This is a genomic window from Salinicola sp. 4072 (assembly GCF_036663415.1).
Lineage (GTDB): Bacteria > Pseudomonadota > Gammaproteobacteria > Pseudomonadales > Halomonadaceae > Salinicola > Salinicola salarius_A.
The window spans coordinates 1-23,600 of record NZ_JAXOVV010000027.1; the positions used below are offsets into that span (position 1 = coordinate 1).

25 protein-coding genes are annotated in these 23,600 nt (G+C 62.5%); 6 read left to right on the top strand and 19 right to left on the bottom strand.

Annotation, left to right across the window (positions count from 1 at the left end):
• Positions 1–318 precede the first annotated feature (318 nt).
• The gene (locus R3F72_RS15585) at positions 319–621 is read right to left on the bottom strand and encodes a MerR family DNA-binding protein (protein ID WP_332780141.1); all 303 of its coding nucleotides are present in this window, start codon (positions 619–621) and stop codon (positions 319–321) included.
• Positions 622–732: 111 nt separating this feature from the next.
• Here R3F72_RS15585 and R3F72_RS15590 point away from each other — a divergent pair, with 111 nt between their 5' ends.
• Together R3F72_RS15590 and R3F72_RS15595 are read left to right on the top strand one after the other, a co-directional pair.
• A complete protein-coding gene (locus tag R3F72_RS15590) occupies positions 733–1,044 on the top strand; it encodes a BrnT family toxin (RefSeq protein ID WP_087720850.1) in 312 nt (103 codons plus the stop codon).
• Positions 1,019–1,291, top strand: coding sequence for a BrnA antitoxin family protein (locus R3F72_RS15595; protein WP_087720848.1), 273 nt, complete (start codon positions 1,019–1,021; stop codon positions 1,289–1,291). The genes R3F72_RS15590 and R3F72_RS15595 overlap by 26 nt, the downstream gene beginning before the upstream one ends.
• 27 nt (positions 1,292–1,318) lie before the next feature.
• Here R3F72_RS15595 and R3F72_RS15600 read toward each other — a convergent pair whose 3' ends face one another.
• The 3 genes from R3F72_RS15600 to pdxY all read right to left on the bottom strand — a co-directional run bounded on the left by R3F72_RS15600 (position 1,319) and on the right by pdxY (position 3,802).
• Entirely contained in the window at positions 1,319–1,720 is a 402-nt protein-coding gene (locus R3F72_RS15600) for a MerR family transcriptional regulator (RefSeq protein ID WP_087720846.1), read from the bottom strand.
• 172 nt (positions 1,721–1,892) lie between these two features.
• A complete protein-coding gene (locus R3F72_RS15605) occupies positions 1,893–2,762 on the bottom strand; it encodes a DUF72 domain-containing protein (protein WP_332780123.1) in 870 nt (289 codons plus the stop codon).
• A gap of 167 nt (positions 2,763–2,929) precedes the next feature.
• On the bottom strand, positions 2,930–3,802 hold the full coding sequence (pdxY, locus tag R3F72_RS15610) for a pyridoxal kinase PdxY (RefSeq protein ID WP_332780124.1): 873 nt from the start codon (positions 3,800–3,802) through the stop codon (positions 2,930–2,932).
• A 182-nt stretch (positions 3,803–3,984) separates the two neighbouring features.
• On the opposite strand from pdxY, the gene mltA reads away from it, so the two are divergent.
• Positions 3,985–5,115 (top strand): murein transglycosylase A, encoded by a 1,131-nt coding sequence (mltA, locus tag R3F72_RS15615; RefSeq protein WP_087720840.1) that lies wholly within the window; start codon positions 3,985–3,987, stop codon positions 5,113–5,115.
• Between the two features lie 145 nt (positions 5,116–5,260).
• Here mltA and R3F72_RS15620 read toward each other — a convergent pair whose 3' ends face one another.
• The 3 genes from R3F72_RS15620 to R3F72_RS15630 form a co-directional block, all read right to left on the bottom strand.
• Positions 5,261–6,430 carry a DUF3618 domain-containing protein gene (locus R3F72_RS15620; protein WP_332780125.1) on the bottom strand — a complete coding sequence of 390 codons (1,170 nt, stop codon included), beginning with the start codon at positions 6,428–6,430 and terminating at the stop codon, positions 5,261–5,263.
• Complete coding sequence (locus R3F72_RS15625) at positions 6,427–6,855, bottom strand: phage holin family protein (protein WP_071230522.1); 429 nt, start codon at positions 6,853–6,855, stop codon at positions 6,427–6,429. The genes R3F72_RS15620 and R3F72_RS15625 overlap by 4 nt, the downstream gene beginning before the upstream one ends.
• 261 nt (positions 6,856–7,116) lie before the next feature.
• Positions 7,117–7,692, bottom strand: a complete 576-nt coding sequence (locus tag R3F72_RS15630; protein ID WP_303853928.1) for a hypothetical protein — start codon at positions 7,690–7,692, stop codon at positions 7,117–7,119.
• A 422-nt stretch (positions 7,693–8,114) separates the two neighbouring features.
• Between R3F72_RS15630 and R3F72_RS15635 the strand changes: the two genes are divergently transcribed.
• Positions 8,115–9,050 (top strand): oxidoreductase, encoded by a 936-nt coding sequence (locus tag R3F72_RS15635; protein WP_332780126.1) that lies wholly within the window; start codon positions 8,115–8,117, stop codon positions 9,048–9,050.
• Positions 9,051–9,176: 126 nt separating this feature from the next.
• On the opposite strand, the gene glmS is transcribed toward R3F72_RS15635, so the two are convergent.
• Both glmS and R3F72_RS15645 read right to left on the bottom strand, forming a co-directional pair.
• A complete protein-coding gene (gene glmS / locus R3F72_RS15640) occupies positions 9,177–11,066 on the bottom strand; it encodes a glutamine--fructose-6-phosphate transaminase (isomerizing) (RefSeq protein ID WP_332780127.1) in 1,890 nt (629 codons plus the stop codon).
• Positions 11,067–11,095: 29 nt separating this feature from the next.
• The gene (locus R3F72_RS15645; protein ID WP_087720443.1) at positions 11,096–11,872 is read right to left on the bottom strand and encodes a DeoR/GlpR family DNA-binding transcription regulator; all 777 of its coding nucleotides are present in this window, start codon (positions 11,870–11,872) and stop codon (positions 11,096–11,098) included.
• A 177-nt stretch (positions 11,873–12,049) separates the two neighbouring features.
• Here R3F72_RS15645 and argE point away from each other — a divergent pair, with 177 nt between their 5' ends.
• Complete coding sequence (argE, locus tag R3F72_RS15650) at positions 12,050–13,198, top strand: acetylornithine deacetylase (protein ID WP_087720442.1); 1,149 nt, start codon at positions 12,050–12,052, stop codon at positions 13,196–13,198.
• Entirely contained in the window at positions 13,195–14,307 is a 1,113-nt protein-coding gene (locus R3F72_RS15655) for a DUF1615 domain-containing protein (RefSeq protein ID WP_303853934.1), read from the top strand. The genes argE and R3F72_RS15655 overlap by 4 nt, the downstream gene beginning before the upstream one ends.
• A 480-nt stretch (positions 14,308–14,787) precedes the next feature.
• Here the strand turns inward: R3F72_RS15655 and glmU are convergent, their stop codons facing one another.
• The 10 genes from glmU to R3F72_RS15705 all read right to left on the bottom strand — a co-directional run bounded on the left by glmU (position 14,788) and on the right by R3F72_RS15705 (position 23,489).
• Complete coding sequence (glmU, locus tag R3F72_RS15660) at positions 14,788–16,176, bottom strand: bifunctional UDP-N-acetylglucosamine diphosphorylase/glucosamine-1-phosphate N-acetyltransferase GlmU (protein ID WP_303853936.1); 1,389 nt, start codon at positions 16,174–16,176, stop codon at positions 14,788–14,790.
• 180 nt (positions 16,177–16,356) lie between these two features.
• A complete protein-coding gene (locus R3F72_RS15665) occupies positions 16,357–16,782 on the bottom strand; it encodes a F0F1 ATP synthase subunit epsilon (protein WP_087720439.1) in 426 nt (141 codons plus the stop codon).
• A gap of 27 nt (positions 16,783–16,809) precedes the next feature.
• Positions 16,810–18,183, bottom strand: coding sequence for a F0F1 ATP synthase subunit beta (gene atpD / locus R3F72_RS15670; protein ID WP_087720438.1), 1,374 nt, complete (start codon positions 18,181–18,183; stop codon positions 16,810–16,812).
• 81 nt (positions 18,184–18,264) lie between these two features.
• Complete coding sequence (atpG, locus tag R3F72_RS15675) at positions 18,265–19,152, bottom strand: F0F1 ATP synthase subunit gamma (protein WP_303853940.1); 888 nt, start codon at positions 19,150–19,152, stop codon at positions 18,265–18,267.
• Between the two features lie 77 nt (positions 19,153–19,229).
• Positions 19,230–20,774 (bottom strand): F0F1 ATP synthase subunit alpha, encoded by a 1,545-nt coding sequence (gene atpA / locus R3F72_RS15680; RefSeq protein ID WP_087720436.1) that lies wholly within the window; start codon positions 20,772–20,774, stop codon positions 19,230–19,232.
• A 16-nt stretch (positions 20,775–20,790) separates the two neighbouring features.
• The gene (locus R3F72_RS15685; protein ID WP_087720435.1) at positions 20,791–21,333 is read right to left on the bottom strand and encodes a F0F1 ATP synthase subunit delta; all 543 of its coding nucleotides are present in this window, start codon (positions 21,331–21,333) and stop codon (positions 20,791–20,793) included.
• 11 nt (positions 21,334–21,344) lie between these two features.
• Positions 21,345–21,815: a F0F1 ATP synthase subunit B gene (locus R3F72_RS15690; RefSeq protein WP_087720434.1), complete on the bottom strand. Its 471-nt coding sequence runs from the start codon at positions 21,813–21,815 to the stop codon at positions 21,345–21,347.
• 70 nt (positions 21,816–21,885) lie between these two features.
• Positions 21,886–22,134: a F0F1 ATP synthase subunit C gene (gene atpE / locus R3F72_RS15695; RefSeq protein WP_011508579.1), complete on the bottom strand. Its 249-nt coding sequence runs from the start codon at positions 22,132–22,134 to the stop codon at positions 21,886–21,888.
• A gap of 74 nt (positions 22,135–22,208) precedes the next feature.
• Positions 22,209–23,075 carry a F0F1 ATP synthase subunit A gene (atpB, locus tag R3F72_RS15700; RefSeq protein ID WP_087720433.1) on the bottom strand — a complete coding sequence of 289 codons (867 nt, stop codon included), beginning with the start codon at positions 23,073–23,075 and terminating at the stop codon, positions 22,209–22,211.
• A 3-nt stretch (positions 23,076–23,078) separates the two neighbouring features.
• Entirely contained in the window at positions 23,079–23,489 is a 411-nt protein-coding gene (locus tag R3F72_RS15705; RefSeq protein WP_087720432.1) for a F0F1 ATP synthase subunit I, read from the bottom strand.
• Between the last annotated feature and the right edge of the window lie 111 nt (positions 23,490–23,600).

The window sequence follows — 23,600 nt, forward strand, 5'->3', positions numbered from 1 at the left end:
GCGGGGAAATTTCAGCGTTTTGGCATTACTCAACAGCTATTCGCGCTGAAGAAGCCGATCCTGATAAGCGATGCCACCAGTCAGTACCTTCAGACCGCTCAATCAGCACCCTCGTGAATGAGGCGGGCTAACGGTCAAACAGGCACGCTACCGCCCGCCATGCAGCATGATGCGGGTTCGCATCATCTCCGCGGGCAGTTTCTGAGCCTTTTTGACCAGGTAACCCATCTGTTGTGACGTCTCATTCACAGTAACCAACCGTTACATGGCAGGCAACGCCAACGAAAGCATCAGCCAGGCAGTTGTGCCTTAAAGGTTCTATCTCGTAGGGGTCGGCAGATGAAGGCTGTGTCGGGCCGGACGCGGTGCGCACCATGCTGAGAACCGCGTTTCCGCCGCCTTCAACTCTCCCAACGCGCCCTTGCACCGCTCTTCGACCTGGTCGAGTTCACGCTGCATGATGCGGATGTCTTCCAGTTGGCGTTCGAGGTTGGCGCGTTTGTCGGCGAGGATCTCGAGCAGGCGCTCAAGTTGGCGGACGCTGCCGTCATGGCGGGTGGCGTAGAGGCCGAGCACTTCACGGATCTCGATCAGCGAGAAACCCAGCCGTTTGCCGCGCAGGGCTAGCTTGAGGCGAACGCGGTCCTTCTCGTGGTAGACGCGGGTCTTTTTGCTGCTCCGTTAAAGGGAACGCCACTTGCGTGAGATGTATATTATGGCAATATACAAAATATGATCGATTTGGCGCAGATAACCGGTTTCGACTGGGACAAGGGCAATGCCCGCAAAAGTGCGGATAAGCACGGCGTGCGCCAATCCGAGGCCGAACAGGTGTTTTTTAATCAGCCACTGCTGCTGATCGAAGACATTAAGCACAGCCAGGATGAACCTCGATATCATGCCCTCGGCATCGCGGACGATCATCGGCAGCTACACATCACGTTCACCTTACGCGCGGCCGGTACGTTGATCCGAGTTATCTCGGCCCGAGACATGCACCGTAAGGAGCGGAGGATTTATGAGCAAAACCAAGACGACGCCTGAATTCAAGAGTGAAGCGGAAGAGCGCGCGTTCTGGGAAAGCCATGACTCCACGGACTATGTGGACTGGAACCAGGCCAAGCGTGCCGCGCTCCCCAATCTGAAGCCATCGACCAAGACGATCTCGCTGAGGTTGCCGGAATCGTTGCTGGATCGCATCAAGATCGAAGCCAACAAGCGGGATATGCCGTATCAGTCGCTGATCAAGGCCTGGTTGGCTGACGATGTCGAGGAAAATCGACGGTCTTGATGGTGAGATTTCAGGTGTAAGCCGTGCTCAAGAGCGCTTTTCAGCCGCCTTCAACTCTCCCAGCGCACCCTTGCACCGCTCTTCGACCTGGTCGAGTTCGCGCTGCATGATGCGGATGTCTTCGAGCTGGCGTTCGAGGTTGGCGCGTTTGTCGGCGAGGATCTCGAGCAGGCGCTCAAGTTGGCGAACACTGCCGTCGTGGCGGGTGTCATAGAGATCGAGCACTTCACGGATTTCGATCAGCGAGAAGCCGAGACGCTTGCCGCGCAGGGCGAGCTTGAGGCGGACGCGGTCCTTCTCGTGGTAGACGCGGGTCTTGCCGCGCCGCTCGGGGGAGAGCAGGCCTTCCTGCTCGTAGAAGCGGATGGTGCGGGTGGTCACATCGAAGTGTTGCGCAAGTTCGCCAATGGCGTAAGTCTGGCCGGACACGGCATTATTCTCTTTTCTGATTTTCCCCACCCTAGCGCTATTTGACCTTTACGTGAAGATCAACTTTATTCGCGGTTTTTGGCGGTCGTGAAGATTGGCGACGGCGCGTGTCGAGATCCGGTTGGGAGCGAAACATACCGAACGGTTTATCAACAGCCTGTTTCAGATTTGGCTAAAACAGCGATTCCTGTCGCTCACCGGGAAACTCCGCCAACGGCGGCAATTCGATCCGTTCGGCGATCCGGTTGTAGAAGTTTCGTGCCAGTTCCGGCGCCTGTCGGTTATCCGGTGTATGCACAAAGAGAAAAGGGGTTTTCCCCTGTTTTATCCACAGGATGAGGCGTTCTATCCACGGTTCGAAACGGGCGTGATTAATGGCTTCGTCGAAGTGTCCGATAAAGCGAATAACGGGATTGACCGCCGTGCAGAGCACGTGTAATGGGACTTTGGGCTTTTCGCCCTGCGCCTTGGCGAGCCGGTTGTCAAGTCCTGGGGGTGTGGCAAAGAGGGCACGCACGTCGAGCATTACACGATTGGCGTCTTGACTTATCAACAAGCGGTTGAATGCCTGTTCCGGTGCCCCTTTGTGGAAAAAATCACTGTGCCGGACCTCGACTGCGCGGGGTATCTCCCGTGGCCAGTGAGTGAGCAATCGCTCCAGCGCGGGCAGCTCTGCCTGGCCGAAATCCCGCGGTAGCTGAATCATGATCGGGCCGAGCCGATTCTTCAGGGGCGAGAGCCGTTCGATGAAGCGTTCGAACTCCTCAATGATATCGCGCAGGCGCTTGGCGTGGGTCAACTGGCTGGGCAGCTTGAAGCAGAAGCGGAACGTTTCCGGCGCCTGTTCGGCCCAGGCGGCGACGGTTTCCGCCTTGGGAATGCCGCTGTAGAAGGTGGTGTTGCCCTCCACGGCGTTGAACACGCTGGCGTAGTCGCGCAGCTCCACATCGCCATGAGCGGGCAGCAGGGAGCCTTGCCAGTCGGCGTTGGCCCACATTGCCATGCCCAGGTAGAGCGACGGTGCAGACTCATCAATCAACATAGTTTTGCTTCCATGCAGTCATAGACTCCGAAAAGTCGGCGAGCGATGGTCAGACAAGGCAAAAATCGGCGAAAACGGACCGGGCTGGCGTACCAGTTTACGCGGTGCAAATGAGTACTTTGAGCCGATTTTTAACGCCGTATGACTGAGCACAGCCAGTTTTCGGTTTAGCGGAGGCGTTCGGCATGCAAGGTCACCGTCGGCGAAACAATATCCTGCTGCGCGGAGATCACGGCCAGTTCGCGGGTGCCGGCGCGGCGGGTGTGTTCGAACAGCATCTGCACGGCGGCGGCGGTCTGCTCCAGGGCGCGGGCGGGGCCTTCTTCGGTGAGGCCGGCGCGCAGGCTGTGGGCGAGAAACATGGCGGCAGTGAAGTCGCCGGCGCCGTTGGGCGGAATGGCGAAATCGACCTTGGGGGTGGCGATCCGCCAGCTGCCGCTGGGGGCGTCGACCAGCATGCCGATATGGCCCTCGTCGTCCCCGGCGACCTCCAGCGAGGTGATCAACACGACCTTGGGGCCCTTGGCGCGCAGGGCGGCGGCGGCATCGAGCGCGTCTTCCAGCGTGTCGATCTGGCGCCCGGCGAGGAAGGCGAGCTCGAACTGGTTGGGGGTGACGATATCGGCACGAGCGATGGCGTGGTCGCGCATCCATTCGGGAATGCCTTCGCGGACGAAGAAACCGCGGCCGATATCGCCCATCACCGGGTCGCAGCAGTAGAGCGCTTCCGGGTTGGCCTGCTTGACGCGGTCGACGCTATCCAGCACGGCGCGGCCGATGCCTTCGTCACCCATGTAGCCGGAAAGCACGGCATCGACGCCATCGAGCCCGACCAGCGATGCGACGCCGTCCAGCACGTTCCTGAGGTGATCGGGGCTGAAGACATCGCCGGTGAAGGCGCCGTAGCCGGTGTGGTTGGAGAACTGGACGGTGTTGATGGCGGTGACTTCCAGCCCCAGCCGCTGCAGCGGGAACACTGCGGCACGATTGCCGACGTAGCCATAGGCGACGTGGCTCTGAATGGAGATGACGTGGGTCATGGGACGATCCTGCGGCGAAGGCAAAGGGCACAGTGTAATGCGCCGGCGAGCGAACTTGCAGGGATTTGGCGGATCGAACCGCCGACTCGACGCCATCGAGCGGCGGCGATATGCTCGCTTCAGTTTTCACTCGACGGTTTGTCACTCTTTCCGACTGCATCGTGTTCAAGGATCGAATCTGCATGCTCTCCAGCGTTCCGCGCCCGTTCGCGTCATCACGCCACTTCCCTTCGCTGCTGGCCTGTCTCTTTTTCGCCGTGCTCGTGGCCGGCTGTTCCAGCGGCCCGGTGGTAACCACCGCCCCGAGCGGCAGCCCGGAGGCGCGAGTGGAACAGCCGGCGCGCAAGACCAACTGGCACAACCTGCCGGGCTGGAGCCGTGACCAGCCGATGGCGGCGTGGAGCGCATTCCGGGAGAGCTGCAAGCGGCTCGAGCGCAAGCCGGTGTGGGCGGGCGTATGCCGCGATTCGCAATCGGTGGATCCGCTCAACGCCCAGGCGATTCAGAACTTCTTCGAATCCCGCTTCGTGCCCTACCGGGTGACCAACAGCGACGGCAGCGCCACCGGGCTGATCACCGGCTACTACGAGCCGATCCTGCGCGGTTCCCGCGTGCGTGGCGGGCCGTACCAGACGCCGCTCTATCAGTATCCGAAGTACTGGAAGAAGCACACCCACGTCGGCCCCACCCGCGCCGAGCTGATGCGCAGCGGCGATCTCGACGGCACGGAGCTGGTGTGGGTCGACGATCCGGTGGAGGCGGCCTACCTGCAGATCCAGGGCTCCGGCCGCGTGGAGCTGACCGATGGCACCACCATGCGCGTGGCCTATGCCGGCACCAACAACCAGCCGTTCAAGTCTTTCGCCAGACGTCTGATCGACCGAGGCGAGATCACCCCGGCCCAGGCCACGCTGCCCGGCGTGCGTGACTGGGCGCGCCGGCATCCGGGCGAGGTCGAGGCGATGCTCAACGTCAACCCGCGCATGGTGTTCTTCCGCGAACTCAAGGGCGACGAGGCGCTGGCCGATACCAGCGGTCCGGTGGGGGCGCTGGGCGTGCCGCTGACCTCCGAGCGCAGCATCGCGGTCGATCCCGACGAGATTCCGCTGGGCGCGCCGGTGTTCCTCTCCACGACTCAGCCGCTCTCCAACCAGCCGCTACAACGCCTGATGGTGGCGCAGGACACCGGCAGCGCGGTAAAGGGCGCGGTCAGGGCGGACTTCTACTGGGGCCACGGCGATGCCGCCGGGGAAGCCGCCAGCCGGATGAAGCAGCGCGGCGAAATGTGGGTATTGATGCCGAAAACGGACTGAGCCCGGCGGGATTTGCCGGCCTCGAGATCGCAAAAAAACCGGGAGCCAACGGGCTCCCGGTTCTGGTTCTGCCAGCGAATTTGCGATTCACCGCCTCGATTCAGGCACGAAGGCGCACCCTATCGAGACGTGTCGAACTCGTGCATCAACGGTCGTTGCCGTCCGAACGCGGATCGTCGCTGTGCATTCCGCCGCCCTTGAGGGGCGTGGGGCGAGGATTCGAATCGGTGGCTTCTTTCGCGGAGCCGGGCGTCGTGGCCGTGGGCGGCACGGCGGTCTGCCCCTTGTCGATCTCCTCCGCGGTGACGCCGGGCATGCCGGTCGCCGCCGAACCCAGGGTGCCGCGGGATCCGGACGTCTCGTGCGAGCCCGCTTCATGAGAGTTCGATCCGGGCGAACCCGCTCCGTGCGAGGCCGCTCCGTGCGGGCCCGTTCCGCGTGAACCTGTTTCGTGTGAATCCGTCTCGTGCGAGCCCGTGCCACCCTGGCGCGAATCCTGGCCGGCGCCGCTCTGGTGCTCGGTCTTCTCGTGGATCTTGCCACGCGCTTCGTCGGCGTAACGCTCGCCCTCTCGCGAGGCGCGGTCGATGGCCTTGTCGCGCAGCCCGCCGAGGCGCTGATCCTCGGTACGGGTCGACGGGAGAATCCCGCCCAGCGCGGCGCCAATGGCGATGCCGATCGCACCGGCCATCACCGGATGATCCCTGACGAACTCCGCAGTCTGGTGACTGAAGCTCTGCGCGCGGTCGGAAGCGCCATGCATGGCGTTACGGGAGCCGTGGCCGAAGCGCGAGGCCTGGTCGTGCAGCCCGTGGGACATGGCGTGGGTTCGATCCTTCACGCTATCCGACATATGGCGCGCCTTTCCGCCAGCGCCAGCGGTGTGCCCCGAGGTGTGGGGCTGGGTATGGGCGTAAGACTGATCGGTGCCCTGGGTACCGTTCGGCATGCCGGATGTCAGGTCGTCGGCCGCCATCGCTTCGCCGGCCGTCGACGTCGCATAGGGATCGTAACGGCGGTTGGGCATGTTCAATGACGAGGCGTGCTGGCCGCCGTTGCGCTGGGACCAGAAGAGCCAGCCGAGCCCGATGCTGGTGACGAGAAACGGCGTCGGGTTGTTCTTGATCGTGCTGCTCAGGTTGGACGCGAACTCGTTGGCGCCGCCGTGGCGAACGTAGTCGAAGGCGCTGTTGACCAGCTTCTCGGGGGAGAAACGCTCTTCCATCTGCCCCAGCGTATCGTCGAGACGTTCACGATGCTGCTTGATGTCGGATTCGATCTCTTCGGGTTTGCGCTGTTCGTGTTGGTCGCTCATTTCAACTCCTCCTTGACCTGACCTTCATGCTTCTTCGCCATGTCCTGATCCTTCCTGAAACTGGCCATGGTGCGGTTGGGTGCCAGATTGGCGCTCTTCAGCTTCTTCTTGGCGCTCTGCAGCATGATGAAGCCGATGACGACCACGATGGCACCGACGATCAGCGCGGAAAGCCAGGGCCGTTGCAGGAAGGTATCCAGCCCGAACACGGCCGCGGCCAGCAGGACGAGAAAGCCGCTCAGCAATACGCCGCCCGCTACCGCCATCGAGGTGACGCTCGTCGTTACCTGCGACACCTTCTCCCGCATTTCCGCCTTGGCGAGTTCGACCTCATCGCGGACGAGCGCCGTCACTTCGTGCGTCAGGCTGGAAATCAGCGAGCCGAACGAGCCGCTTTCTCCCGAATTACGATTATCAGTATCCATACTTAGCCTCCCTGGCTTTTGAAGGAATCAAGGCGTGTCGAATTGATCTGCGTGCGCTCATTCAAGGAGCGCATCCAATGGATCACTTTCAATGAGCGCTTCCAAATGAAGCACTTCCAACAGCCGCTTCCTGCGAATCACGCTCGATGGTTATCCATCAGTGAAAACCGCTGGCGAGAAATATCGGCTGCCCGCCAACTTCAGGATTACTTTCGGTTGCGTTAAAAGACGCTGCAATGAGTCGAAGTATCCATTCGATAATCAATAAAGCCCTTTGTCGGCACGATCGCTCGAATGTCTCGAGTCGGTCGTGGAGGACATGCTCGCCGACGTGGTGTTTCCGCTGCCTTGCGGCGATGGCGTCTCGTCACGCTTCTGGGAGCTGTTCAGAAACCGCGCCAGCACGAACCCCGCCGCGACCGCGCCCCCCATGAAGAGTGCCGGCTGCTGGCGGCTGTAGTCCCGCACCTGCCCCATCAACCCGTTCATGTCCTGGTCTCGCAAGCGCTCGGAGGCGGTATCGGTACAGTCGGCCATGCGCTTGGCGTAACCGGACAGATAGCCCTGATTCTGATCGTCCAGCTCCTGCGCCATCTTGCGGAAGGCTGAAGACAGGCTCTTCGCCTGATCGGCGGCGACACCCTTCTGCTGGTCGAAGACGCCCTCGGCCTTGTGCTGCGCCGTCTGCCGGATCTCGTCAGCCGTTTCGCGACCTTTGTCGCGCATGTCATCCTGCGGCGAACGATCGGCGGAACCCGTCGTGGCACCCGGCTCGCTGCCCGACAAGGACACACCGGATGCCGTGCGAGGGTTCGTCTGCTCTTCTGAATTGGCCATGACAGGTGACTCCCTGATTTGATCAAAGTTAAATAACATTTTAACCTTTGACGCATTGGAAACGCGTATTCTCAAAGTAGCCCCCACCGACTCGACGTCAATTAAATTATTAATGTCGAATGTAACCCGATTGAAGATAAAGCCGCATAGACTATATATATAAAAGTAAAAACCACGATTGGTGATAATATTTAATTTCAATTAATAATCTGGCTGTCTTGTCTTTATCCGCTATCCTGGGTGGACCGCTTCGATGAACAGCTTCTCTTCATCGCGATCCGCCGCCGGCAGTTGCCCTGGCCAGCCGAGGCAGACGGGGGACGGGAATAAGAGTCATGAGAAGACCGATGAGAGGCCTGGGTGAAGAGCTTGATGACAAGCTTGATGAAAGGCTTGGTGAGCAAACGTTGATGAGAGGTTCCATGAGTGACGCTGAATCGCCGCCGCTGGCCATTGTCACTGGCGCCACCGCCGGCCTCGGCCTGGAAACCGCCAAGGGTCTGGCAAGCGCGGGATATCGGGTCGTCATCGCCGGCCGCCACCCCGACAAGGGCAAGCTCGCCTGTCACGCGGTTCGCCAGCATCGGTCCGGTGCCGCCGTTCGCTTCGAGCTGCTCGATCTCGATAGTCTCGAGTCCGTGCGTCAGTTCGCGGCCCGTCTATGGAAAAGCGAAACCACGCTGGAACGGCTGATCAACAATGCCGGCATCATGGCGCCGCCGAAGCTGGAGCGTACCGAAGACGGCTTCGAGCGCCAGTTCGGCGTCAACTATCTCGGCCACTTTCTGCTGACGAGCCTGCTGCTGCCGCTGCTGGTGGCCTCTTCCCGCCACGGTCGAGCGCCACGCGTCGTCCAGCTTTCCAGCCTCGCCCATCGCAGCGGCAGGATCGATTTCGACGATCTCGGTTCTGACTCCAAAGCCGACACGCACTACGACCCGTGGCGCGCCTATCGGCAGTCCAAGCTCGCCATGCTGCTGTTTGCCCAGGCGCTGCAGAAGCAGAGCGACCGCCACGGCTGGGGGCTGTCGAGCCTCGCCGCGCATCCGGGGCTTTCACGCACCGCGCTGTTCGATGCCGGCGTGAAGAGCCGCGCACTGGCCGGCCAGGTCTTCAAGCTGGTAATGCCGCTGCTCAGCCAATCCGCCACCGAAGGCGCCAAACCCACCCTTCATGCGGCGCTCGCCGACGGCGTCAATGGCGGCGATTACTTCGGCCCCGACGGCTTCAGCGAAACCCGCGGCGAACCCAAGCGCGCCCATCGCAGCAAGACGGCCAAGGATCAGGCAGTGGAAGACCGGCTGTGGACAGTATCGTGTGAGTTGACCGGCGCGGTGTGGTCGGCGGCGGCCGGTTGAACGACCGATACAACCGATACGGCTAACGCCTTGCCGGATGAAGACCGCCGCTCTTGGCGGGTCTTCATCGCTCGCGGCATTCCATCACCACGCGTTATTCGCAACGCATTCTTCCACCGTGACTTGCTATTCCACCGTGACGCTTTTGGCCAGGTTGCGCGGCTGGTCGACGTCGGTGCCCTTGAGCACGGCGACGTGATAGGAGAGCAGCTGCAGCGGGAGGGTGTAGACGATGGGGGCGAGCAATTCATCCACAGGCGGTACGTGGAGCACGCGCAGGTTGTCGGCGGCGGTCAACGCGACGCCTTCGTCGGCGAATACGAACAGCTCGCCGCCCCGGGCGCGAACTTCCTGCAGGTTGGATTTGAGCTTCTCCAGCAGTTCGTCGTTGGGGGCGACGGCGACCACCGGCATGTCGGCGTCGACCAGCGCCAGCGGGCCGTGCTTGAGCTCGCCTGCGGGGTACGCCTCGGCGTGGATGTAGGAGATTTCCTTCAACTTGAGCGCGCCTTCCAGGGCAATCGGGAACTGGGTGCCGCGACCCAGGAACAGCGCATGGTGCTTCTCGGCGAACGCTTCCGACAGCTCGGCAATCGGCCCGTCCATGGCCAGCGCGCTGTCGAGAACCGCCGGCAGGCCGCGCAGCGCCTGGACCAGCGCCGTTTCCCGTTCGTCACCCCGCTGTTTACGCAGCGAGAGCGTCAACAGCATCAGCCCGACGAGCTGGGTGGTGAAGGCCTTGGTGGAGGCGACGCCGATCTCGGGCCCGGCCTGGGTCATCAGCGACAGGTCGGATTCCCGGGTCAGCGAGCTGCCGGGCACGTTGCAGATCGCCAGCGAGCCGAGATAACCCTGGCCGCCGTGCTCGTCGAGACTGTCGGCGCGGCTCTTCGCGTAGCGCAGTGCCGCCAGCGTGTCGGCGGTCTCGCCGGACTGGGAGAGCGTGACGAACAGGGTGTTTTCCGGCACGACGACTTCGCGGTAGCGATACTCGGAGGCGACCTCGACTTGGGTCGGCAGGCCCGCCAGCTTCTCGAGCCAGTAGCGTGCCACCATGCCGGCATGGTAACTGGTACCACAGGCGACGATATGCACCTGCTTGACCTGGTCGAACAGCGCCCTGGCGCCGACGCCGAAGCTGCTTTCGAGCACGTGGGAACCGCTCAACCGGCCCTCCAGCGTGGCGGCGATCACGGCGGGCTGCTCGTGAATCTCCTTGAGCATGAAGTGACGATACTCGCCACGACTGGCGGCACTGTCGCCATGTTCGTAGGTATGCACCGGGCGTTCGGCCGGCTGACCATCGGCGGCGAAGATCTCGATGCCGTTGACATCAGACAGGCGCACCACGTCGCCTTCCTGCAGATAGATGAAGCGGTCGGTGACCTGCAGCAGCGCCAGCGCATCGGAGGCCAGGAAGTTCTCGTCGATGCCGACGCCGACCACCAACGGGCTACCCTTGCGGGCGCCGACGATCTCCCGCGGTGCATCGGCATGCATCACCGCCAGCGCATAGGCGCCGTCGATCCTGTCGAGCGTCGCCCGGACTGCCGCCAGCAGGTCGCTGGTCTCGCCACCGTCCTGATTGGCGCTGTCCCGATGTCGAAAGGCGCGGTCGATCAGGTGGGCGACGACTTCGGTATCGGTCTCCGATTCGAACACCACGCCGTCAGCTTCCAGTTCGCGCTTGAGCGGCTCGAAGTTTTCGATGATGCCGTTGTGGACGATCGCCAGCCGCTCGCGTGCCAAGTGTGGGTGAGCGTTCACTTCGGACGGTTTGCCGTGGGTCGCCCAGCGAGTGTGCGCGATGCCGATCCTGCCCGTCAGTGCACCCTGTTCGAGCTTCTCCTCGAGCGCGGCGACCTTGCCCTTGGCACGCTGGCGGGCCAGCTCGCCGTCGGCGTTCAGCACGGCCATGCCGGCGCTATCGTAGCCGCGATATTCGAGTCGCTTCAGCCCTTCCAGCAGGATGCCCTGTACGTTGCGCGCAGCCAGCGCGGCGACGATTCCACACATAGTCGATTCCTTTCTGAGTCCGTTTTGTCTTACCGCTCGGCGGGCGATTCGGCGACCACCAGCGTCACGTCCTGGCGTTCGATGGCCGCCGCCGCGTCATCGCCGATTCGCCAGTCGGTGACCAGCGTGTCGATGCGCGCCCAGGGCAGTTCCAGATTGGGGATACGGCGGCCGATCTTGTCGGCCTCCACCATCACCACCACCTCGCGGGCGACCTCGGCCATGACGCGGGTCAGGCCGAACAGTTCGTTGTAGGTGGTGGTGCCGCGTTCGAGATCGATGCCGTCGGCCCCGACGAAGAGTTGGTCGAAGTCGTAGGCTCGCAGTACCTGTTCGGCGACCTGGCCCTGGAAGGATTCCGAATGCGGGTCCCAGGTGCCGCCGGTCATCAGCAGCGCGGGTTCCGACTCCAGCTCGCGCAGCGCACCGGCCACGGCGAGCGAGTTAGTCATCACTACCAGCCCGCGCAGGCCGCCCAGCTCGCCGATCAGCGCGGCGGTGGTGGTGCCGCTGTCGACGATGATTCGGTTGTGCTCGCGAATGCGCGCTCGCGCCGCCTGGGCGATAGCCTGCTTGTACGGTGACAGCATCTGCGCCGGCTCGCTCAGCATCTCCTGGGGCAGTGGCGCCGCGCCGCCGTAGCGCCGTAGCAGCAGGCCGCTGCGCTCGAGCGTGTTGAGATCCTTGCGGACGGTGACTTCGGAGATCGCGAAGCGGCTCGCCAACGTCTCGACCGGGGTTTCCCCATGTTCGTTGACGTAGGCAAGAATGGCATGACGGCGCTGGGCAGTATCGCGTTTGGGCATGATTCAGGTTTCGAGACTCGGCCTTTATCTTTCGATTCGAAAGTTAACAGGTTCGAATCAAAGCTTATTGAGGCAAACTCGTCAAGTCCTGCGATACTCGGGATGACGAGGTAGCCACCATTGGGCAGGCTCGGCATCATGGTCGCCATCGGAAACAACCATAAAAGGCCTCCAGACATGACCAGTCAGGAACTCCTCGGGAAACTCATCGGCTTCGATACCGTCAGCCGCGAGTCCAACCTCGCGCTGATCGAATTCGTGCGTGATTATCTCGCCCAAAACGGCGTCGATAGCGAGCTGATTCACAACGACGATGGCAGCAAGGCCAACCTGTGGGCGACGATCGGCCCGACCGATCGCGGCGGCGTGGTGCTTTCCGGCCATACCGACGTGGTACCGGTGGATGGCCAGCCGTGGACGGTGCCGGCGTTCGAGATGACCGAGCACGACGGCAAGCTCTACGGCCGTGGCACCGCCGATATGAAAGGCTATCTCGCCTGCGTGCTGGCGGCCGTACCAAGCCTCAAAGCGACCGAGCTGAAGACGCCGATCCATCTGGCGTTTTCGTATGACGAAGAAGTGGGCTGTCTCGGCGTGCGTTCGATCATTTCGATGCTGGAAGGCAGACCGCACAAGCCGCTGGCCTGCATCATCGGCGAGCCCACCGAGCTCAGGCCGGTGCTGGGCCATAAGGGCAAGCTCGGCGTGCGCTGTCGGGTGCATGGCGCGCCCTGCCACTCCGCCTACGCGCCGGAAGGCGTCAACGCCATCGAGTACGCCGCCAGGATGATTACTCGGCTCAACCAGATTGGCGAGCGGCTGGCCGATCCGGCGCGTCACGACAACCGCTTCTACCCGCCTTTTTCCACCATTCAGACCGGCGTGATCGAGGGTGGCCGCGCGCTCAACATCGTGCCGTCGGAATGCCGCTTCGACTGGGAAGTGCGCTCGCTGCCGGGCTTCGATGCCGGCGAGGTGGAGCGCGAGATGCGCAGCTACGCCGATAACGAGCTGCTCCCCCGGATGCGTGCGGTCGAGCCGAACACCGATATCGTGTTCGAACCGCTGCAGGCCTACCCGGGGCTGACCACCGAGGCCTCGAGCGAGGTGGCGCGCTTGATCGCCGCCCTGTCGGGCCGCGATGACTTCGGCACCGTCGCCTACGGCACCGAGGGCGGGCTGTTCCACGAAGCCGGCATTCCCACCGTGGTCTGCGGCCCCGGTTGCATGGATCAGGGCCACAAGCCGGACGAGTTCATCGCTATCGAGCAGCTCGATCGCTGCGATGCGATGATGCAGAGACTGAAGGAGCATTTGAGCGCATGAAGGGATTCACACGCCTTTCCAGGCTTCGCTGGGCGCCGGCGTTTGCTCTGACCCTGCTGGCCGGCTGTAGCACCCAGGCGCCTCAGCCCGGCTTCGAGCAGCGCCCGGCGAGCGTGAAGAACGAACTGGTCTCGCTGATTCCCGCCTCCGCCGAGGATCGCGATGGCTGGGCGACGGACATTACCGCCGCGTTCTCGGCTCAGAATCTGCCCGCGACCCGGGACAATCTCTGCTCGGTGCTGGCGGTGATCGAGCAGGAGTCGACCTATACGGCCGACCCCAGCGTGCCCAATCTTTCGACCATCGCCCGGGAAGAGATCGAGCGTCGCGCCAGCGCGCTGCACATTCCCGGCTTTCTGGTCGAGGCGGGCCTGAATCTCGAGTCGCCCACCGGCGAGACCTACAGCGAGCGGCTCGACCACATCACCACCGAGCGGGAGATGAGCGAGATCTTCGAGGATTTCATCGGCATGGCGCCGCTGGGCCGCCAGCTCTTCGGTAGCCTCAACCCGGTGCATACCGGCGGCCCGATGCAGGTCAGCGTCGATTTCGCCGAGGACTATCTCAAAAACGACGCCGAGCACTACCCGTACCCGATCGACGACTCGATTCGTCACGAGGTGTTCACGCGGCGCGGCGGGCTCTATTTCGGGATTGCCCACCTGCTCGACTATCCCGCGAATTACGACGAGCCGATCTATCATTTCGCCGACTTCAACGCCGGCTGGTACGCCAGCCGCAACGCCGCATTCCAGGCCGCGGTGAGCCAGCTTTCCGGCATTCCGCTGGCGCTCGACGGCGACCTGATCATTCCCGGCTCCCGCCAGGCCGGGCAGACCGAACTGGCGGTTCGCACGCTGAAACGCCAGCTGGAGATGGACGACGGCGAGATCCGCGACGCGCTCGAGCAGGAGAACTCCCTCGAATTCGAGCAGACCGAGCTCTATGAAAAGGTCTATTCGCTGGCGGCCCGACAGGAAAACCAGCCGATCCCCTACGCACGGCTACCGGGTATCAAGCTCGAAAGCCCCAAGATCACCCGCAACCTGACCACGGCATGGTTCGCCAATCGGGTCGACGACCGCTGGCAGCAGTGCATGAGGCGGTGATGTCCAATATTGAAGGCTGAACAGCAAGTTTCCCCAGTTGCTGGAAAGAAACCGCCCTATAGCGCCTTCCAGGCTCAGCCCGAGCGACCTTCGGCGAGCCGGGTCTAGCGACATGGGTGAGGCGAACCAGATATCTGAGTGATGTCTGGTTCGCCGAACGGGTTGGCCATGGATGGCCAACCCCGGCCCTGCAAGCGGGACAGGATGTTTTAGCGAAGCAGGACGCTAGAGGCGCGCCGGGACAGAGCAGAAAATAGCTCCTGCATTTTCTGCATTTCCGCCATCCATGGCGGTCAGATGTCCTTACGCGCCGACCCGAAGCACAGACGAAGATCGACTCGGGGTTTCCTGAGCCTGTGGCGCGAAAAAGGGGAGCGCGAGGGGCTTGCCCCTCGCAATAACGACGACGACAGTCGTAAAGCTCTCGTCAGTAGTGATCTCGTTTGAATTGAATAAGTCCCGAGCGAGGACCCGAACATATCAAGTCTTCGGCGTCTTCACCGGCCGCTGCCAGCCAGGCTTGGCCACCTGACGGCTGCGGGCCAGCGCCAGTTCGCCCTGCGCCACCTCGCGGGTGATGGTGGAGCCGGCGGCGATGGTGGCGTCGTCGGCGATCGCCAGCGGCGCGACCAGGGCAGTGTTGGAGCCGACGAAGACCCGCTCGCCGATCCGGGTGAGGTGCTTGTTGGCGCCGTCGTAGTTGCAGGTGATGGTACCGGCGCCAATGTTGGTGTCGCGGCCGATCTCGGCGTCGCCCAGGTAGCTCAGGTGCCCGGCCTTGACGCCGTCGCCCAGCGTGGCGTTCTTGGTCTCGACGAAGTTACCCACATGCGCCTTGGCGCCGAGACGAGTGCCGGGGCGCAGCCGGGCGAACGGGCCGCAGTCGCTGCCTTCGCCCATTTCGGCGCCTTCCAGATGGCTGTTGGCCTTCACCACCGCGCCGCGCCGCAGGATGCTGTCCTTGATCACGCAGTTGGGACCGATGACCACGTCGTCTTCCAGCGTCACCTGACCTTCCAGGATCACGTTGACGTCGATCCGGATATCCCGGCCGATGGTGACCTCTCCCCGCAGATCGAAACGCTGCGGGTCCGCGAGACTGACTCCTGCCGCCATCAGGCGATCCGCCTGGCGACGCTGATAGGCGCGCTCCAGTGCCGCCAGCTGACGGCGATCGTTGATACCCTCGACTTCGACCGGCGAGCTCGGCTGGGTCGCCTTGACCTCGACGCCATCCGCCGCGGCCATGGCGATCACGTCGGTCAGGTAGTACTCGCCCTGGGCGTTCTCGGCGGAGAGCTGCGGCAGCCAGCGACGCAGCTGTGCGCTGGTCATCGCCATGATGCCGGTGTTGCACTCACGGATGGCGCGCTGGCCGGCATCGGCATCCTTGTGTTCGACGATGGCGACGACCGCGTCCTTGTCGTTGCGCACGATCCGGCCATAGCCGGCGGGATCGTCGAGCGTCACCGTCAACAGCGCCATGTGCTGCTCGTCGACGCCGTCGAGCAGGCTTTCGAGGGTCCTGGCCTGGATCAGCGGCACGTCACCGTAGAGCACCAGCACCTTGCCATCGCCGAGGCCATCCAGCGCCTGGGCTACCGCATGCCCGGTGCCCTTCTGCTCGGCCTGCTCGCAGAAGGCGAGTTCGCGATCGTCGGGTGTCGGCCCGGCTTTCGACAGCGCCTCGCGCACCGCCTTGCCACCGTGGCCGACCACTACATGCAGCCTGGCGCTCTCCAGCCCCGCGGCGGTATCGACGACGTGCTGAACCAGGGGACGGCCCGCCAGCTCGTGCAGCACCTTGGGTGTCTTCGAGCGCATGCGGGTACCTTGGCCGGCGGCCAGAATCACGACGTCGAGGGTCATGGCGTTAGTCCTTCGCTGTTCAATGGAAACCGGGCGTCATTCTAGCGTTTAAGACGCGCCCTGACAGAGGATCCGGGAAGAACCGTGCGGCCACGAAAAAGGCGACTCCGGGGAGTCGCCTTCAGGTACCGCACTAGCGTGTACTGCACGGGTACTTGCGCCGGTGCACGGCGATTGCCGTCAGCCGCGACCACCCTTGCGACGCAGCTGTTGCAGCGTGCGCAGCTGAGCGGTGGCTTCCGCCAGCTCGGCAGCGGCACGCGCGTAGTCGAGCTCGGTCTGCTTCTCGTTGAGCGAGGCCAGCGCATGCTGACGCGCCTGCTCGGCTTCCGCTTCATCGAGATCGCTGGCTCGGGTGGCGGTATCCGCCAGTACCGAAACCACGTTCGGCTGCACTTCGAGGAAGCCGCCGGTGACGTAGTAGAGCTCTTCTTCACCGCTTTCCTGAATCACGCGCACCGGACCGGGCTTGAGCTCGGTCAGCAGCGGCGCGTGACCGCGCAGGATACCCAGATCGCCGGCCACGCCGGCAGCGATGAGCTGCTCGACGTTGCCCGAGAAGATCTCCTTCTCGGCACTGACGATGTCACACTGAAATGTGGCCATAGCGATATCTCCCGGGAGTCTGCAGGCTTACTTCATGCTCTTGGCTTTCTCGACGGCTTCGTCGATGGTGCCGACCATGTAGAACGCCTGTTCCGGCATGTCGTCGTAGTCGCCGTTGAGGATGCCCTGGAAGCCACGAATGGTTTCCTGCAGCGACACGTACTTGCCGGGCGCACCGGTGAAGACCTCGGCGACGAAGAACGGCTGCGACAGGAAGCGCTGGATCTTACGCGCCCGTGCCACGGCCAGCTTGTCTTCGTCGGACAGCTCGTCCATCCCCAGGATGGCGATGATGTCCTTGAGCTCCTTGTAGCGCTGAAGCACGTTCTGCACACCGCGAGCGGTGTTGTAGTGCTCTTCGCCGACGACCAGCGGATCGAGCTGGCGCGAGGTGGAGTCGAGCGGATCGACGGCCGGATAGATACCCAGCTCGGCGATGGAGCGCGACAGGGTCACGGTCGAATCCAGGTGGGCGAAGGTGGTTGCCGGAGACGGGTCGGTCAAGTCGTCCGCCGGCACGTAGACGGCCTGGACGGAGGTGATCGAGCCGGTCTTGGTCGAGGTGATACGCTCCTGCAGGGCGCCCATCTCTTCGGCCAGAGTCGGCTGGTAACCCACCGCCGACGGCATACGACCCAGCAGTGCCGACACTTCGGTACCGGCCAGGGTGTAGCGGTAGATGTTGTCGACGAACAGCAGGACGTCGCGACCTTCGTCACGGAAGTTCTCGGCGATGGTCAGGCCGGTCAGGGCGACACGCAGACGGTTGCCCGGCGGCTCGTTCATCTGGCCGTAGACCAGGGCGACCTTGTCGAGAACGTTGGATTCCTGCATCTCGTGATAGAAGTCGTTACCTTCACGAGTACGCTCGCCGACACCGGCGAACACGGAATAACCGCTGTGCTCGGTGGCGATGTTACGGATCAGCTCCATCATGTTGACGGTCTTGCCGACACCGGCGCCGCCGAACAGGCCGACCTTGCCGCCCTTGGCGAACGGGCATACCAGGTCGATGACCTTGATGCCGGTTTCCAGCAGGTCGCTGGATGCGGCCTGATCCGCATAGCCGGGTGCCTGACGGTGGATCGGCATGCGCTCGGCATCGATCTCGCCGGCTTCGTCGATCGGCTCGCCCAGCACGTTCATGATGCGGCCCAGCGTCTGCTTACCGACCGGCACCGAAATCGGCGCACCGGTGTTGACTACCTCGATGCCCCGCTGGAGACCTTCACTGGAGCCCATGACGATAGCGCGAACCACGCCGTCGCCGAGCTGCTGTTGCACTTCGAGAACGGCCTCTTTACCCGAGACCGTCAGCGCGTCGTAGACCTTGGGAACGTCGTCCCGCGGAAACTCTACGTCAATCACCGCGCCGATGATTTGTACGATACGTCCGCTCATAGTGGTTCCTCGTAAACCTGCAAATGAAACCTGTTAGGCCAAGCCGTACTCGAGATCGCCGCCTCGCAGGCGACGATACCGTCATACCGCCGCGGCACCGCCGACGATTTCCGAAATCTCCTGGGTAATGGCCGCCTGACGCGCCTTGTTGTACACCAGTTGAAGATCGTCAATCAGATTGCCGGCGTTGTCGGTCGCGTTCTTCATCGCGATCATGCGCGCAGCCTGTTCGCAGGCCACGTTCTCGACCACGGCCTGATACACCTGGGATTCGACATAGCGAACCAGCAGGTGATCGAGCAGGGTCTTGGCATCCGGCTCATACAGGTAGTCCCAGTTCTGTGTCGCACCGGGACCGGTTTGTTCTTCCCCGTCCTCGCCCTCGTCGAACGCCGCCAGTGGCAGCAACTGACGAACCACGGGTTTCTGGCTCATGGTGTTGACGAATTCGTTGTACACCACATAGAGCCGATCCAGACTGCCTTCGTCGAAGGCATCGAGCATCACCTTGACGCTACCGACCAGATCCTGGGCTTCCGGGGCATCGCCGAGGCCTTTCTTGGCCGCCAGCAGGTTGCCGCCGCGCTTGCGGAAGAAGCCGCCGGCCTTGCTGCCGATAGCCGCGAAATCCGCGCCAACGCCTTTCTGGTCCCAGCTACGGGCATGGTTGACCACCGCCTTGAACAGGTTGACGTTCAAGCCACCGGCCAGACCGCGGTCACTGGAAACGACGATATAACCGACGCGCTTGACCTCGCGCTCGACCATGTACTCGTGCCGGTATTCCGGATTGGCCTCGGCGACGTGGCCGACCACCCGGCGGATCAGTTTGGCATAGGGCTGGCTGGCCGCCATGCGTTCCTGAGCCCGACGCATCTTCGACGCAGCGACCATTTCCATGGCGCTGGTGATTTTCTGCGTGTTCTTGATGCTCCCGATCTGGGATTTGATCTCTTTTGCAGCTGCCATCGCGGATCACCTGATTCATGCCGCTCAGCCGGGCAAGCCGGCTCGCTCACATCACGCGATGGAGCGAGCCGCGCCGCTTACCAGGTCTGAGTGGACTTGAACGACTCGAGACCCGACTTGAGACCTTGCTGGATCTCGTCGTCGTATCCGCCGCTCTGGTTGATCTTGTCGAGCAGATCGGCATGCTCGGACTTCATGTAGTCGTGCAGGGCACGTTCGAAGTCCAGCACCTTGTCGACCGCGACGTCGTCCAGAAAGCCTTCGTTGGCGGCGTACAGCGTGACGCCCATCTCGGCCACGGACAACGGCGAGTACTGCTTCTGCTTCATCAGTTCGGTGACACGCTGACCGTGCTCGAGCTGCTTGCGGGTCGCCTCGTCCAGATCGGAAGCGAACTGCGAGAACGCCGCCAGCTCGCGATACTGCGCGAGTGCCAGACGCACGCCGCCGCCGAGCTTCTTGATGATCTTGGTCTGGGCCGAACCACCGACACGCGATACCGAGAGACCGGCGTTGATCGCCGGACGGATACCGGAGTTGAACAGGCCGGTCTCGAGGAAGATCTGGCCGTCGGTGATCGAGATCACGTTGGTCGGTACGAACGCGGAGACGTCGCCGCCCTGGGTCTCGATGATCGGCAGTGCGGTCAGCGAACCGGTCTTGCCTTTCACTTCACCGTTGGTGAACTTCTCGACGTAGTCGGTGTTGACGCGGGCTGCACGCTCGAGCAGACGCGAGTGGAGATAGAAGACGTCACCCGGATAGGCTTCACGGCCCGGCGGACGACGCAGCAGCAGCGAGATCTGACGATAGGCGACGGCCTGCTTGGAGAGGTCGTCGTAGACGATCAGGGCGTCCTGACCGCGATCGCGGAAGTATTCGCCCATGGTGCAACCGGCATACGGCGCCAGATACTGCATGGCTGCCGGATCGGCAGCGCCGGCCGCGACCACGATGGTGTGGTCCATGGCACCATGCTCTTCGAGCTTGCGCACCACGTTGGCGATGGTCGACTGCTTCTGGCCAATGGCGACGTAGATACAGGTGACGCCCTTGCCCTTCTGGTTGATGATCGCGTCGAGCGCTACCGCCGATTTACCAATCTGACGGTCGCCGATGATCAACTCACGCTGACCGCGGCCGATCGGCACCATGGCGTCGATCGATTTGAGGCCGGTCTGGATCGGCTCGTCGACGGACTGACGCGTGATGACGCCCGGCGCGACCTTCTCGATCGCGTCGGTCATCTTGGCGTCGATGTCGCCCTTGCCATCGATCGGGTTGCCCAGCGCATCGACCACGCGGCCGACCAGTTCCGGACCTACCGGCACTTCGAGAATACGACCGGTACACTGCGCGGTCATGCCCTCTTCGAGTTCCAAGTAGTCGCCCAGGACCACGGCACCGACACTGTCGCGCTCAAGGTTGAGCGCCATGCCGAAGATGCCACCGGGGAATTCGATCATTTCGCCCAGCATCGCATCGGCCAGGCCGTGGATGCGAACGATGCCGTCAGCGACGCTGACGACGGTGCCCTGATTACGGGCTTCGGACGCGACATCCAGCTTTTCGATACGCTGTTTGATGATGTCGCTGATCTCGGAAGGATTCAGTTGCTGCATGCCATGTCCCTCGAACTCAGGCGGTGAGCGCTTCGCGCAGACGTTGCAATCGACCGCGTACCGAACCGTCGATGACGGTATCGCCGGTACGCAGGATCACGCCGCCTAGCAGCTCGCGGTCCACCTGAGTGGTAATGGAGATTTCACGATTCAGGCGCTTCTTCAGAGCCTCGGCGAGCACGGACTGCTGCGCGTCATCCAGCTCGAAGGCGGAGACGATGGTGACATCGACCCGCTTTTCCTGCTGGGCGCGCAGCGCCTCGAACTCGGCGTGGATGTCGGGCAACGCAGCCAGACGCCCCTTTTCACCGACGAGGTGCAGGAAGTTGCCTACACTTTCGTCGAGAGGTTCGTCACCGCAGACTTCCAGCAGCAGACGCGTCTTGTCGTCAGCGGTCAGCCGCGGGTTGCCGAGAATGCGTTCACGGACATCGGAATCACCGGCCGCCTGAGCGACCAGTGACAGACTCTGGGACCACGCTTGGAGCGCCTTGTTATCGCGCGCGAACTCGAACGCCGCCTTGGCGTAGGGTCGAGCGACGGTAGACGATTCAGCCATGGTGCGCCTCCTTAGAGCTCGGCAGCGAGCTTGTCGACGAGCTCACGATGCTTGGCTTCGTCGATGGAGGACTCCAGGATGCGCTCTGCACCGGCTACGGCCAGCAGCGATACCTGGGCACGCAGCTCTTCCTTCGCGCGATTGATCTCCTGATCGATTTCGCTGCGAGCGCCTGCAATGATGCGCTCGCCTTCGGCCCGCGCGTTGTCGCGGGCTTCTTCGACGATCTGATTGGCCCGCTTGTTGGCCTGTTCCAGGATCTGCTGCGCCTGTTCCTTGCTTTCCCGCAGAGTCTCGTCGGCCTTTTCCTGAGCCAGTTCGAGATCACGGGTCGCACGGCTGGCTGCATCCAGTCCATCGGCAATCTTCTTCTGTCGCTCCTGCAGGGCCTGCATGACCGGGGGCCATACATACTTCATGCAGAACCAGACGAAGACTGCAAAGGCAATGGCCTGACCAATCAGTGTAAGGTTCAGATTCACGCCAGCACCTCTCGCGTCACGGGTTTGGGGTTAGGGTCACCGGAGGCCTCGTGGGCCACGAACGGTGCCGTTAACCGACAAACGGATTGGCGAAGGTGAAGAACAGGGCGATACCGACACCGATCATGGTCACGGCGTCGAGCAGGCCGGCGACGATGAACATCTTGACCTGCAGTTGCGGAATCATTTCCGGCTGACGCGCGGCGCCTTCCAGGAATTTGCCACCGAGGATGCCGAAGCCGATGGCGGTGCCGAGGGCACCCAGGCCGATCAACAGAGAAACGGCAATTGCGGTCATGCCCAGAACTTGTGCTTCCATGGTTCTCTCCAGTTTCAGTCGAGTCTTGCTCAGTCGAGTTTTACTAAGGGTCAGGGGTTAACGGGAAACGCTACTCAATGCTGCTCTTCCGTCGCCATGCTCAGATAGACGATGGTAAGCATCATGAAGATGAAGGCCTGCAGCGTGATGATCAGGATGTGGAAGACCGCCCACGGGAAGTGCAGCGGAAGCTGCCACAGTCCGACCATGGCTATCAGGATGAAGATCAGTTCACCGGCGTAGAGGTTACCGAACAGTCGCAGCGCCAGTGAAACCGGTTTGGCCAACAAGGTAACGATTTCAAGCAGGAAGTTGACCGGAATCAACAAGATCTGGGCAAGTTTGTTGGGCGTGTTGAACGGGTGCAGCGTCAATTCTGCGACGAAACCGGACAGCCCTTTGGAACGAATGGAATAGAAAATGATCAGCGCGAAGACCGAAAGCGACATGCCGAGCGTGGCATTGACGTCGGTCGTGGGTACGACCTTGAAATAGACGTGCGCCGGGTCGGCACCGAACCAGGCACCCACCTTCTGGGCCAGCATCGGCAGGAAGTCCACCGGCACCAGGTCCATGATATTCATCAGGAAGATCCAGCAGAAGATCGTCAGCGACAGCGGCGCGATCAGCCGGCTCTTGCCGTGGAACGTCTCTCGTACGGAACCATCGACGAATTCGACCATCATCTCGACGAAATTCTGCAGCCCGGTCGGCACGCCCGTGGAAGCGCGCTTGGCGACCAGGCGGAACAGGTAGAGAAACAGTACCCCGAGTCCGATCGACCACAGCATGGTATCGACATGAATGGCCCAGAACCCCATTGCCTTGGCGTCGGCAGCGGAATGAGCCATGGACCAGCCGTTTTCCGGATGCAGACCAAACGTCATGTTCTGCAAATGGTGCTGGATGTACTCCGTACTCGTCATGTTGTTGCCAGCCATGGTTCAGCCTCGAGATTGAATGTGTGACGGTCGGCGCAGGAGCCAGGGCCCCAACCAATGCGCCAGCAGCGTCACCACATAAGCGCCAAAGAAGAAAGCGGGGTTTGAGGGGGGCACTGCCACGAACACCAGCGTGAACAGTGCCGCCGTCAAACCGAACTTGCCGGCCTCGGCGTGGTAGAAACTCTTGACGATGTATCTTGCCTGCGCTGCGCCCTGATAGCGAAAGGCACGCCAGGCAAAAAAGGCGTTGGGGATGGCAGCAACGAGGCCACCGCTCAAGGCGGAAACCGCCGTTCCGCGATCCCAGCCCCCCCAGGCAATGAGAGCCAGCCCCATCACCACGCCGCACTGTAGCAGGATCAACGCCGCGATTCGCGGTCTTGGAAGCTTGGCCGGTGCCGCTGGTTGCATGGCGTCGGTCTCGCCTTGAATCCTGGAATGGTCTTGTTTCTATGTTCGATGTCTGCGTCGGCATCAGCCTGGCAAATCTCGGCGGATTATAGAGAAGCGGCAATGCCGCTT